Below are 13,595 nucleotides of genomic sequence, written 5' to 3'. Positions count from 1 at the left end.
ATGAAACTGTTAAACCACACTACAAAATACTTTGCTTTACTCCTTATAGTACTTATTTCTGTATGGGCGGTAATTTTCTATTTTGCTATGTTAGATGAGGTATATGACAGTTTGGATGACGGCTTGGAGAACCAAAAACAGTTAATTATAAGAGCAGTAAAAGACAACCCAGATCTCTTGCAGGACACCGAATTTGGTGTCAATAATTACACGATTAAAAACACCCATGTTGGTAATCATACCAATTTAAAGGATAGTTATAGGGATACTTTAATGTATATGCAGAACGAAGATGAGTATGAACCTATTCGTATGCTTGAAAGTACATTTCAACAAGACGGTAATTATTATAAAATAAAGCTCATTACTTCTATGGTAGAAGAAGATGACCAAATAGAAAATTTATTTAAGTATTTGGTAGGGCTTTACCTAGTATTGATTTTGAGTATTGTGGTGCTTAACAACTTGGTCATGAAAAAAGTATGGAAACCTTTCTATACACTGATTGATAGGTTAAAAGGCTTTAGAATAGAGAAAGATGACCCTATAAAATCTGAACAGACCGCTATAGATGAGTTTAATTTATTGAACAAAAGTGTAGAGCGTTTAACCGAAAAATCTAGGGATAGTTATATAGCCCAAAAGGAGTTTATAGAAAATGCGGCACATGAACTACAAACACCACTAGCCATAGCCATTAATAAATTGGAGTTATTAGTGGAGAAAAATCAATTATCTGGTTCACAGACACAAGAAGTAGGAGGGGTTTTAGATAACCTTACTCGATTAACACGTTTAAACAAGTCGTTATTGTTGCTTTCAAAGATCGATAACAAACAATATTTAGAAGAAGAGTATTTAGATATGAATATCTTGGTTGCTGAGGTTGCAAATGACTTTTTAGACTTTACCACGCATAAGAACATCAGTTTAAATGTAATCGAAAATGCTACCGTACATTATACTATGAATGCTGACCTAGCGGTAATCATGATTACCAATTTAATCAAAAATGCTATTATACATGGTGATGCAGGTAAAGAAGTGACCATTACAATTGATGCAAATCAAATAAGTATCACAAATTATGGAAAGGAAAAAGCATTGGATACCAACAGTCTTTTCACACGATTTAAAAAAGTCTCATCAGATAGTCGCTCAACAGGGTTAGGTCTTGCCATAAGTAAGGCGATAGCAGATAAATATCTATTACAGCTAAAGTATTCTTTTACGGATCAGCATAATTTTATGGTAATTTTTCCATCAAGTAGTTAAGGTTTTTATAAAACTCGATGTGATACTAGTCCTTACCAATTCTTTACAGATTTGAAGCCTACCTTTATGTATATAGTTTTAAATAAAGGAAGTATGACAACTACGAATACATCAGTAAATATGGCAAAAGTCAAATTTTGGACCATTGCCGCCATTTTTCTGGGCATGGGTTTCCTTTTTATGAACTTTAGGGATTGGTTACCGTATGATAGTGCCGAAAAGGTTACTTATGAAATTTCAGGACGATGGGAACTGCCAAAAGAACTGCGAGAAGTATCTGGTATTTCTTGGATGAATGAAAATGAAATAGCAGCCATACAAGATGAAGACGGAATCATATTTATTTATGATTTGAAGAAGAAAAAAGTAGTCAACGAAATTGAATTTGGTAATGCGGGTGATTATGAAGGTTTAGCAATAGAAGGTAATAATGCCTATGCACTTGAGAGCGATGGTACCATTACCGTTATTAAGAACTTTCAAAATCCAAATAGAAAGGTTACCACATATAAGACCAAGTTCAGTGAAAAAAATAACATGGAAAGTCTGTGGTTAGATTTACCAGGAAATCAGTTATTGGTCATACCTAAAGACCGTGATATTGATTCAGATAATATGAAAGGTGTGTATGCCTTTTCTTTAGAAGATTATAAGTTGGCGTACAAACCAGTATTGCAATTAGATATGGAAGATGAGGTTTTAAAAAACTTTAGGGAGAAGAAAATTTATAAGAACTTTAGACCATCTGATATTGCTATTCATCCTCAAACAAAAGAGATATATATGTTAGAAGGTTCAAAACCTAAACTATTAATCTTAGATGAAAACGGAGTAGCTAAAAAGGGGTATAGTTTGGATAAGAAAATATTTCCACAACCAGAGGGAATTACTTTTAGTCCTCAAGGCGATTTATATATTTCAAGTGAAGGTAAGAATGATGGAAAGGGTACAATTACCAAATTGAAATTATTACTATAACCAATTAAGTTTTAGTTCTATATAATTTTCCATAAATTCTTTTTTATCAAGAGCCTTTTCTGCAAAATTAAATAGACTTAGGCAACGGTCTAAATTCTGGTTTTCGTAAGTTACTTTGTAGTATTTATTGTTGTTCAAGTAATCTGTAAGTGCTCGTAACCCGTGTATAAAGGGCATAAAAACAGCACCCAAAGGCATACTTTTCTGATCGGCTTTGGTTAAAAATGTGTCGTTGGCAGCCAAGCCATCAATAAAGGCTTTAAAAAGGTTTTCATTAAAGCATATTAAACTATGATTCTGCTCATCTTCAGGAGCATTGTTGACCACGGTTCTAATGCCATCTCCAAAATCATAGAAGAAATAGCCTTTCATGATGGTGTCAAGGTCAATAAGGCATAAAGCTTTATCGGTGGTTTTAGAAAAGAGGATATTATTTAGTTTGGTATCGTTGTGGCAAATTCTAATCGGTAATTTTTCAGCATCTAAATGTTGAAGTTCGCTAAGGAATGTATGTGCCTGTTTAATAGCAACACTGGCGGTTTCCTTTTTTTGCATAGTTGCATTTTGCAATGCCTCTTGAAATTCTTGGGTTCTATAATAGAGGTTATGAAAATTAGAAAGTGTGTCTTTGAAAAGAGTAGAATCTACAGATTGTAAAAGGTGGTGAAATTTACCGATTATCCGGCCAGCCTCAAAAGCGGTAGAGGTTTGGGTCGTTGTATTATAAGTGGTGCTGTTGGGTATGTAGGTCATCATTCGCCAGAAATCATTATTCTGAATAAGATGATTTTTACCCGATGTTGTATTTAAAAAAGTAATTTGGCTATAGTCGTCCGCTTTGAGAACAGGCAAAGCAAATTGAATATTATCCATTAAAACACCAGCATTTTTAAACACTTTAGTATTTATTTTTTGAAGAATGTATTGCTGGTCATCGTCATTGGTAACTAAAAAGGTTTCGTTTATTAGCCCGCTGGTCATAGGAATCCATTGTAAAGAACTTCCATTAAGGTTAAATTCGGCAAGTATTTTTTTGATAGAAAGTTTATTCATGTTTTAGCAATACAATTCAATTTTTAAAGGTATTGAAAACTTGCACATTATTTTTAATTGATTTTAGTGGGTACAAGGTTTAATTAATAGGAATTTTCTTTATTTTATGCGGTTGGTCTAATAATAATACGATTTGTAGAATTATGCAGTTAGTAATTTAACCAATCAAATTTCCTCCAAATATGATTACGATTAAAACCTACCTTAAAGTTGCTGTATTGTTTTTTACATCAACATATGTTCAAGCGCAATGCGAAGTTTTTAAAAGTGAAATTAGCGACGTACAGCGTTACATGTCTCAGTTCAGTACATTGTCAGATTCTTTAAGTAGTTCGGCTGAAATTGCTGCCTTTGATGCTTCTATAAGTAAGGCTAGAAAAAATGCAAAAATAACTATGTTATTAATGGGTCAAGCAGTTAATGCTGCAGACGAAGCTGTTATACTAGCTTCAGAAGCGCAATATGATTCTCAAACTTGTGGTCTTGAAGAAGCTATAAGCTATACGATCGATGCAGAAAGGCACGCTATAGATTCCCGTGATTTTTCTACTGAGGCTTTTGAAAATGTAAAAAATGCTGCAAAGGCAAACAACCTGGGCAATTTACAGTTTTACATGCGCAAAGCGCAACGCCTAATGCGAGATGCGCAAGAGTCTGCAGATTCTTCAGTGTATGCGGCAGACAACGCACATTATAGTTGTAGCCATGACGTTGCCCACCTTAGTTTTGACAATTAGGTCAGTCCTCCTTCTTGTTCACCAAGCCTTTAGTAAATTCGTTTAGGGTCTCTACTTTTTCTTCAAAATCACCTTTAATGGTTTTTCTGAATTCATTAAGATTTTTTACGAGGTCATCAATATTTTCAGGGATAACATCCTCAAAAAATTGACGTAGTCTTTTGGCTGTAGTCGGTGATTTCCCGTTTGTAGAAATAGCTATTTTTACATTGCCCTTGGTTACGATACCGCCCATATAGAAATCACAAAATGGAGGGTTATCGGCAACATTTACCAGTATTTGTCTTTCTCTGCAATCATGATATACTTGCTCGTTTACAGGTACATTATCTGTAGTGGCAATGGCAATATTTTTATCTTTTAAATAAGAAACATCATAAGGAGCTACATTCATTTTTATATTGAATTTGTTGGCCAATGCTATAGTTTCTTCTCTAAACATTGGTGAAACCATTTCAACTTGTGCTGTAGGACTAGATTTTAATAAAAAAGTAAGTTTTTCTAAGGCTACATTTCCACCACCAACGATTAGTATATGAAGGTTAGATACTTTTAAAAATACGGGGTAAAGCTCATTCCGTTCCATGTAAAATTTTGTTTTCTTCGGTTTTATAATTGATGGTTACTCGTGTTCCTTTTCCTAATTCAGAATTAATGAACAACCTACCATTGATGTAATCTATACGTTCTTTCATAAAAAACAGACCCATACCACCTTCACTATTATTTTTGGGTAGTTTGCCTAAAATAGAGTCGTCAAAACCTTTACCGTCATCATCTATGACAACACTTAAAATAGGATAAGAGTAGTTTAAAGTAACCAAAATATAATTGGCTTCGGCGTACTTTATAGCGTTGTTAACGGCTTCTTGCGTAACACGGTAAATGTTAGTTTCGGCAAGAGAGTCGAACCTGATATTTGCATCTGTTTTATTCTTGAATAACACGGTTTTACCTGTGAGTTTAGAAAGCTCGGTGGTCATTTTATGTATTGCAGGGAAAATACCATGATCACTTAATTCTGGCGGAGTAAGATTAAATGTGGCAGTTCTGACCCCTTTTATAAGATCAGATGTTAAGGCTTTCAAGTAGGCGATTTTTTCTCCGGTTTTAGCCTGGTCTTCAATATCTATAGACTCGATATTAAATTTTAGTGCTGTCAACATTTGCCCAATACCGTCATGAATATCTTTGGCAATACGCTTACGTTCCTCTTCTTGACCTTCTACAATCTGGCTAGCTTGCACCTTCTTTTGCTGCATGCGCTCCTCAAAATTCTGCTTGGTCAATTGCTGTACCTTAAGCTGGTTTTCTTTACGCTCGGTAATATCTGAGCATAAAATTAAAATGTCTTGCTCTAATGAAGACTGGTGCATGGGTACAATAGACATATCTAACCAAAGATTATTTCCTTTGGCGTTCACAACTTGTAACTCTTCTGTTCGTATAACGTTTTTTCTGTTGATTTTCAACACCTCTTTCAAGTACGATTGCTGACCCTCTTCTGCAGTCAATATTTCAGAAATAGGCTTATTTACAGGAGTGGTCTCATGACCTAAAAGATCCAAAAACTTTTTACTTATAAAAACAATACTGCCGTCTTTGCGAATACTGGCGAATAACGCAGCATTATCAATAACAAAATTCAGTTCTTGCAGTTCTTTTAATGAGCGTTCCTTTTCATCATAAAGGCTTTGAATTTTTTCTAATTGTCCTTTAGACTCTTCATCCTTACCCATAAGATGACCAATGGTATTTTTAATTTGGATGGATAAGGGTCTAAAAATTACAAAGATTTCTAATAGAAGAATTAATAATGAAAAAGCAAGTAACCAATACTCTTTCTGTTTTAATTTTTGAAGCTGTTCATTGCTACGGGCATCATATTCGTTTACGATCTGATCCATGAGTTTTAAAAACTGACGCTCATTGTTCAATAGGGCATCTAAATCTTTTTGCTGAACAATCGTATCAATATTCTGCTGGTGTGATGCCAGTACATTTTCTAACGCGTTGACCATTGCCGAGTGATGCGGATCAAGTTTTTTAAATAAAGCCTGGACCTTAAGATCATCTTCGTATGGTAGGTTAAAAGAGGCATCGCCTAAGTGAAGACCTACATGAGATACTTTCCAAACGGCGAGGGTTTTCTCAATTTCAGAGAGCACCATCTTTTTATCTTCTGGGTCACTAAGTTCTTTTAAAAGTAAGGTCTCTTTGGTCAATTTTTGACTAAAGGCACGTTGTCTACCGGCTATGTTTATAAGTTCAGAATCACCCGACTGTGCTTTTAGGTGCAATTGAATAAGTACTTGAGCTATAATAACGGTAAGCGCTATGGCTGCCAATGCCAATAAATACCATTTACGAATACGTAAAAACGTAGCCGTGTCCAATGGTATATTCTGCTCATTATTGGCCATAAAAAATGTATAGTAAATTGTAATTAGGCTTGAAGTGCCTTGGTAATCAAATCTAAAGAAAATTTAGAAAGCGGTAATTTTAATGCAGCTTCTTGTCCTTTAATAGACATCTTTCTCCATGTTTTCTGAAGGATATCTATAGTTTTGTCTTCCTCATGTTTATGTGCAAAAGGCTCAAAATAAAACTCTAAGAATACTAAACAGATAACATTTTCCAATGCTTGGGTTTCTTCGTTTTTCTTTAGCTGTTTTTTCTCTAAAAGAAACTTAACGTTGTCAATGGTTTCGTCATCATAACCTAGATCCTCTAAAATAGAAGCAGCTTTTTTTGCATGAAACTTCTTTAATTCTTGTCGCCATCTCAAATAGCCCTCACGGTTCATTTCATAGGATTCTCTCGGTATTTCCCATCTACAGATATGTTGACATCTTGCGGTTAACCGTAGAGCTTCAGACGCTGTTGGCTCAAATTCGTTTAATCGCTCTGTCATTCTAATACCGTAAAGTACTTCTTTGGGGTAGGTAGTACCTTCAAAAACTTCGGTATTGGGATCTTGCTTATTGGCTTCGTCAAAATGTTGAAATGCTACTAATAATTTATCCGTGGTCGCCATAAGTCTTATGTTTACTCAAAGCTATTCAGAAAAGCCAACATACACAAAGTCATCTTCAATTTTAATAGGATATACCGCTATTGGGTCCAAATCACTATTTAAATTTTCGCCATTTTCTAATGAAAATGTCTTTTTGTGTAACGGACAGGCTACCATTGGTATCCCCTTATGATCACCGATCATACCTCTGCTTAGAACCATTTCTTGTTTTTCAGGAGAAAGATTTTGGCAAGCGTACCATGTATTTAGTCGTTCAAAATTAAATACGGCAATTTGTAGATCTTTATATTTTACACAAGCGCCTCCATCTTTTGGAAACGCAGTAACTGGTGCTGCTTTAAACCAAACGGCTACTTCCTCTGGTTTTACGGTCTTATATTTATCTGAAACTATAGTCATTGTTTAAATTTTAGAAATTGGTTGTTTAAAACGTAGTTAGACCCATTTTTCTGGCATTTTTTGTTCCCTTAATGGAACAAAAACTAAGTTGTCATCTTCTTCTTCACTATTTACAAAGTGATTAAAACGCTTCATCATTTCTGGGTCATTAATAGCTTGTGTCCATTCGCACTCAAACTTATTAACTAGTGTTTGCATTTCATTTTCTAAATCTTCTGCAATCCCTAATTTATCATCTATAATTACTTCTTTTAAATAATCAAGACCACCTTCTAAACGTTCTTGCCATGCCGCTGTTCTTTGTAAAGGTTTTGCAGTACGCATGTAGAACATTAGGTAACGGTCAATATATTTAATTACGGTTTCATTATCTATTTGCTCTGCAAATAACTCAGCATGTCTTGGTGTAGCGCCACCATTACCGCCAAGGTATAAGTTCCAACCACCTTCTACAGCAATTAAACCAAAATCTTTTCCACGAGCTTCGGCACATTCACGAATACAGCCAGAAACACCACCTTTAATTTTGTGTGGAGCACGTATTCCTCGGTATCTATTTTCTAATTCAATACCAAAACTTACACTTTCAGCCATACCGTATCGGCACCATGTAGAACCTACGCAAGTCTTTACTGTACGTAAAGATTTTCCGTAGGCATGTCCGCTTTCAAAACCATGGTCTATTAAATCTTTCCAGATTAATGGCAATTGGTTTAAGGTAGCACCAAATAAATCGATACGAACACCACCAGTTACTTTGGTGTATAAATCATATTTTTTAGCAATTTCTCCAAGAGCAATTAGCTTATCTGGTGTAATTTCTCCGCCAGGAACACGAGGAACAACAGAATACGTTCCATTACGCTGAATGTTTGCTAAGAACCTATCATTAGAATCCTGTATGGCATACTCTTTATTAGCAGTATCTGCATTAATACTAGCCATCAAAGAAGCAACAACCGGTTTACACAATTCGCAACCATGACCACCGTTTCCGTGATTATCAAGAACTTCATTAAATGTTTTATAGCCTTTTATTTGAATGATTTTATATAGATCTTGTCTGTTTAGATCAAAGTGTTCGCAAATTGAATCTTTAACTTCTATACCTAAAGATTTTAATGTTGCTTCGGTAAGGTCTTTTACCATGGGTTTACAGCCACCACAACCAGTACCTGCTTTAGTACAAGAAACCACATCGGCAAGGTCCTTAGATTCACCACTCTCAATAGTACCGCAAATTTGTCCTTTTGTAACATTTTCACAAGAACATATTTGTGCTTTATCTGGTAAATCCATAACATCACCAAAAGAACCACCACCTTCACCTGCAGGTAAAATTAATTGTGCAGGATCTTCAGGAATAGCCATTCCATTTAAAAATATTTGGTGCAGCATGCTATAATCTGATGCATCACCAACTAAAATTCCTCCTAACAGTTTTTTGCCGTCAAGACTTACATTTATTCTTTTATAAAGGTGCTGTGTTTTATTTTCAAATATTATAGAGTGTCCTTTTGAAGCTGGCATAAATGGCTCTCCAAAACTAGCAACATCAACACCAATTAGTTTTAATTTGGTAGACATGTCTATTGATGCGGGCATTAAAGCGTCCGCTTTACCTAAAATCTGCTCAACGGCAATACCGGCCATATCGTATCCAGGGGCAACCAAACCATATATCATTTGATTGTAAAGAGCAATTTCGCCAATGGCATATATATTACTGTCAGATGTTTTCATTTTGTTGTCCACGACGATACCGCCACGAACACCAACTTCTAATCCCGAATTTTTTCCTAGTTCATCCCTTGGACGAATACCTGCAGAAACTACTAACATTTCAACATCGAGAACGTCATCTTCTCCAAACTCCATTCCCGTAATGTATCCATCATCCCCAAGAATTTGATTGGTGGCTTTGCTTAAGTGAATGTTTAAACCAATAGATTCCAGTTTCAATTGTAGTACCTGACTACTTCTAGAATCTAACTGTCTTGGCATTAATTTAGGCGCAAACTCCACAATATGTGGTTCTAGACCCATATCCATAACCGCTTTACCAGCCTCAAGCCCTAACAGCCCGCCACCTAATACAGCAGCTTTAGCATTTGGGTTCTTTGCTTTTATTTTTGCTGCATAAGCCAACATGCCTTCTAAATCTTCTATAGTTCTGTATACAAAAACACCTTCTTTTTCAACGCCTTTAATGGGTGGTACAAAAGCAGATGATCCTGTTGCTAAAACAAGGTAGTCATAAGAAAACGCTCTGTCTTTGGCCGTAGTTATGGTTTTGTTAGTTCTATCGATATCCGCAACGCGTTCATCTACGATTAATTCTATACCATTTTCTGCGTACCATTCTGCAGGAGCCATTTCTAAAGCTTTAGCATCTTGGTTTTCAAAAAACTCACTTAAGTGAACTCTGTCGTACGCCGGTCTTGGCTCTTCACCAAAAACAATAAGTTTAAATTGTTTGCTTTCCTCTTTAGCGACAAACTTCTCACAGAATTTGTACCCTACCATTCCATTACCGACAACTAGTATAGTTTTCATACCCTTATTATTTATGCTACACAGCAATATTACGTATAAATACGTATATATTCTATAATTATACCAAAATAAATACGTATTCTTGTTGCAGAATCGATAATTAATAATGCTAAATACTATGAAGATGGAATTAGAGAAAACAGCAAAAGTAAGTTTGGTTGGAGCAGGACCAGGAGCAAAAGACCTAATAACAGTAAGGGGTTTAAGAGTTTTAAAAGAGGCAGATGTTATTTTGTACGATGCATTAATTAACGATGAACTATTATCTGGACTACGTACTGATATCCCTAAGATTTATACAGGAAAAAGATGTGGTAAGCACTCTCATACTCAAGATGAAATTAATGAATTGATAGTCAAATACGCGTTTGAATTTGGACATGTAGTAAGATTAAAAGGCGGAGATCCTTTTGTTTTTGGTAGGGCAAACGAAGAGATAGAATATGTAGAGGCATTTGGTATACCTGTAAGTATTATACCCGGAATATCAAGTTCAATTGCCGTACCGTCTAGTCAAGGAATACCTATGACCAAAAGAGGAGTAAGTAGTAGTTTTTGGGTAATGACCGCTACTAAGAAAGATGGTACATTCTCTCAAGATTTACAATATGCCGCTAAATCATCTACCACAATGGTCATATTAATGGGTATAAAAAAGCTAAGTAAAATAATAGATGAGGTTAGTAAATATAGGGGTAGAATGACCCCTGTTGCCGTAATACAAGACGGAACAACAGAAAATGAGCGGTGCGTTGTGGCAACCTTAGATACCATTCACCAACATCAATCTTCTATAGATACAAACATGCACGGAATCATTGTAATAGGTGATGTTGTAGCTGATCATCCATCCTTTTTTGAAGAAGAAGTGCAACGCATATTACATGATGCTATTTAAAGAATTTTTCCCCAGTAAATGATTTGTTACTACTTAGTATTTACTAAAAAATGTACCTGTTTAAAATTCAAAAATTAGTAATAATTGATTTTTGTTATCCTGAAATTCCGAATACTACAAATTTGTATTCCTCATTCTAGATATTATGTAATTATACGTAGTAAATAAATGAAATATTTAAAACTACGTATAATTACGTATAAAATATGTTAGGTTTGCACTGATTCATAAACGTAATATTATATAGCATGGAAAATCAATCCAAAAAATCTACAACTTTAAAGTTAACTGATTTAAAAAGCATGCCCATACGTACTTTCTGGATTACATCGATAGCATTTTTTATATGCTTTTTTGCATGGTTTGGTATAGTTCCTTTTATGCCAGATGTAGTTAAGGATTTAGGGTTGACTCCTGATCAAAAATGGAACTCTATTATATTGGCGGTTACAGGAACTGTTTTCGCTAGACTGTTAATTGGTAAGCTTTGTGATAAATATGGTCCTAGATTGTGTTATACCTATTTGTTGATCTTGGGTGCCATACCCGTAATATTGATAGGATTTGTTCAAACACCTACGCAATTCTTAATATGTAGACTGTTTATAGGTTTTATTGGTGCATCATTTGTAATTACTCAGTTTCACACTTCAATTATGTTCGCCCCCAATATTGTTGGTACTGCCAATGCTACTTCCGCAGGATGGGGAAATTTAGGTGGTGGTGCCAATCGTCTTGGTATGCCATTAATTGCAGCTGCAGTAGTAAGTTTTGGAGTTGCAGATGAAATTGCGTGGAGGTATTCTATGATTATTGCCGGTGTTATTGCAATGATAATGGGTGTTGTATACTACTTTTTTACACAAGATACTCCTGAAGGCAACTTCAAAGAATTAAAGGAAGCTGGCAAAATGCCAAAGCTTAAAAAAGATGAAGAATCATTTGTTAGTGTATTGAAAGATTATAGAGTGTGGATTCTCTTCATCGTTTACGCAGCATCTTTTGGAATGGAGCTTACCGTTTACGGCACTATGGATGATTATTTGCAGAATACATTCGGACTAACAAGATCCACTGCGGGTAACTTGGTGCTTTCATTTGCACTCATGAATATATTTGCACGTACATTGGGTGGATTCTTCGGTGATCGTTTTGGTAGGCTTAAAGGCTTACGCGGCAGGGTACTTTTTTTGACCGTGATACTAGCGCTTGAAGGGGTTATGCTTTCAACATTCTCTTTAGCCACAAGTTTTGCAATGGGTATCGTATTCTTAATTGCCTTTAGTTTAACCGTGCAAATGGCAGAAGGTGCAACCTTTTCGGTAGTACCATTTATAAACAAAAAAGCAATTGGTTCTATATCTGGCATTGTTGGTGCTGGCGGAAATGTAGGTGCATTTTTAGCTGCCATTTTATTAAAATCTAAATCGGCATTGGCAGAGACCAACGCCTTGGCTGCGAATGCTAATTTAGGAGAAGAGGCTATGAAGGCGGCACAATCTGCAGCCGCATCAGGAGCAGTTTCTAGCGGTTACTTTATTATTGGCGGTTTTGTAATTGTTACCGCGTTGACAACCTTGGCTATTAAATTCTCTGCTGAAGATGAAAAACAGGTGAAGGAAGAATTGAAAAAAACGGAATCTCCAGTTGTTAAATTATCTCCAAGTACTATATAAATAAGATTATCTATGCGTACAGGTACAACAAACATATCAAAGTTTTCTTCCGAAAATCCGGAGCTACTTGATAGTGCCTGTGGTGTTTGTTCCAATAAGAAATGCTTAATTCAAAAGAACATTCATTCTTCTAATATTGAAAAATTAGTTCAAGCTAGAAAGGAAATTAAATGTAAAAAAGGGCAGCAGTTTATCATGGAAGGTGCTTCTGTTACAGGTCTGTTTTTTCTATTGAGTGGTAAGGTAAAAGTATTAAGGACCGGGCTTCATGGTAAAGAACAAATTGTTCGTTTTGCGGTACGAGGTGAAATAATAGGGCATAGAGGTTTTGGTACAGAAGAGACGTACCCCATAAGTGCCATAGCTTTAGTAGATTGTTCCTTATGTTATTTTTCTAAAGAATTACTTCAAGAAACATTAAGGGAAACACCTAGTTTAACCTATGATTTTATGTTGTTCTATGCGAATGAACTTAATCGCAGTGAAATTCGAGTAAAATCTTTATCTCAAATGACAGTTCGTGAACGTGTCATAGATACCTTATTATATATAAATCGCAAATTTGGAGAAACAAATGGTTTTTCTACATTGCTATTAAGTAGACGAGAGTACGCAGATTATGCCGGTACTACAGAAGAACAAGTTATAAGAATGTTCTCAATTCTTAAGAAAGAAAAGCTCTTAATTACCAAAGGTAAAAGAGTAGGCATTGCCAATATCGCACTACTTAAAAAAGAGATAGCAGAACACAATTTCTACTTAGACAACTAAAAACTTCAGTTTAAATACGTATCGTATATCTACTTATATATAATAAGTGGGTCAGACCTATATTTTATTCATATTTCTGTAATAAAACTGCAATAACGCAGATTTAACTATGGTATAAAAGTCTTTTTTCTACTATGTTATTCCATAACAAGTACGTAGTCAAGGTTTTATATTTGCTTTAATCATTAAGTATAAGTACTTATTTATTTAATCAA

At 35.1% G+C, this 13,595-nt stretch carries 12 protein-coding genes; 6 read left to right on the top strand and 6 right to left on the bottom strand.

Translation table 11 applies throughout. The features are described from left to right. Positions 1-1,275, top strand: coding sequence for a sensor histidine kinase (locus PXD56_RS00385; protein WP_276491382.1), 1,275 nt, complete (start codon positions 1-3; stop codon positions 1,273-1,275). A gap of 120 nt (positions 1,276-1,395) precedes the next feature. Beyond that, positions 1,396-2,253: an SdiA-regulated domain-containing protein gene (locus PXD56_RS00380; RefSeq protein WP_276491381.1), complete on the top strand. Its 858-nt coding sequence runs from the start codon at positions 1,396-1,398 to the stop codon at positions 2,251-2,253. Here the strand turns inward: PXD56_RS00380 and PXD56_RS00375 are convergent. Further along, on the bottom strand, positions 2,248-3,306 hold the full coding sequence (locus PXD56_RS00375; protein ID WP_276491380.1) for a phosphotransferase enzyme family protein: 1,059 nt from the start codon (positions 3,304-3,306) through the stop codon (positions 2,248-2,250). The two genes, PXD56_RS00380 and PXD56_RS00375, sit on opposite strands and share 6 nt — an antisense overlap. Positions 3,307-3,488: 182 nt before the next feature. On the opposite strand from PXD56_RS00375, the gene PXD56_RS00370 reads away from it, so the two are divergent. Further along, a complete protein-coding gene (locus PXD56_RS00370) occupies positions 3,489-4,043 on the top strand; it encodes a hypothetical protein (RefSeq protein ID WP_276491379.1) in 555 nt (184 codons plus the stop codon). 1 nt (position 4,044) lies between these two features. On the opposite strand, the gene PXD56_RS00365 is transcribed toward PXD56_RS00370, so the two are convergent. Genes PXD56_RS00365 through nirB form a run of 5 tightly spaced genes read right to left on the bottom strand, consistent with a single transcriptional unit; the run spans position 4,045 to position 10,035 of the window. Next, positions 4,045-4,629 carry a precorrin-2 dehydrogenase/sirohydrochlorin ferrochelatase family protein gene (locus PXD56_RS00365; protein ID WP_276491378.1) on the bottom strand — a complete coding sequence of 195 codons (585 nt, stop codon included), beginning with the start codon at positions 4,627-4,629 and terminating at the stop codon, positions 4,045-4,047. Then, positions 4,616-6,466, bottom strand: coding sequence for an ATP-binding protein (locus PXD56_RS00360; RefSeq protein WP_276491377.1), 1,851 nt, complete (start codon positions 6,464-6,466; stop codon positions 4,616-4,618). Before PXD56_RS00360 ends, PXD56_RS00365 begins: the two co-directional genes overlap by 14 nt. 23 nt (positions 6,467-6,489) lie before the next feature. Further along, on the bottom strand, positions 6,490-7,080 hold the full coding sequence (locus tag PXD56_RS00355; protein WP_276491376.1) for a DUF4202 domain-containing protein: 591 nt from the start codon (positions 7,078-7,080) through the stop codon (positions 6,490-6,492). 21 nt (positions 7,081-7,101) lie between these two features. Then, positions 7,102-7,479 carry a nitrite reductase small subunit NirD gene (gene nirD, locus PXD56_RS00350; RefSeq protein WP_276491375.1) on the bottom strand — a complete coding sequence of 126 codons (378 nt, stop codon included), beginning with the start codon at positions 7,477-7,479 and terminating at the stop codon, positions 7,102-7,104. A gap of 36 nt (positions 7,480-7,515) precedes the next feature. Beyond that, positions 7,516-10,035, bottom strand: coding sequence for a nitrite reductase large subunit NirB (nirB, locus tag PXD56_RS00345; protein ID WP_276491374.1), 2,520 nt, complete (start codon positions 10,033-10,035; stop codon positions 7,516-7,518). A gap of 124 nt (positions 10,036-10,159) precedes the next feature. Between nirB and cobA the strand changes: the two genes are divergently transcribed. From cobA to PXD56_RS00330, 3 genes are all read left to right on the top strand, one after another. Next, positions 10,160-10,933 (top strand): uroporphyrinogen-III C-methyltransferase, encoded by a 774-nt coding sequence (cobA, locus tag PXD56_RS00340; RefSeq protein ID WP_276491373.1) that lies wholly within the window; start codon positions 10,160-10,162, stop codon positions 10,931-10,933. Between the two features lie 248 nt (positions 10,934-11,181). Continuing rightward, positions 11,182-12,609, top strand: a complete 1,428-nt coding sequence (locus PXD56_RS00335) for a NarK family nitrate/nitrite MFS transporter (protein WP_276491372.1) — start codon at positions 11,182-11,184, stop codon at positions 12,607-12,609. A gap of 12 nt (positions 12,610-12,621) precedes the next feature. Then, the gene (locus PXD56_RS00330) at positions 12,622-13,380 is read left to right on the top strand and encodes a Crp/Fnr family transcriptional regulator (protein WP_276491371.1); all 759 of its coding nucleotides are present in this window, start codon (positions 12,622-12,624) and stop codon (positions 13,378-13,380) included. The last annotated feature ends 215 nt before the right edge of the window (positions 13,381-13,595 follow it).

The organism is Maribacter zhoushanensis (genome assembly GCF_029350975.1).
Taxonomy (GTDB): Bacteria; Bacteroidota; Bacteroidia; order Flavobacteriales; family Flavobacteriaceae; genus Maribacter; species Maribacter zhoushanensis.
Note: the sequence above shows the minus strand (reverse complement) of the source record. Positions and strands in the feature narration are given on the sequence as shown.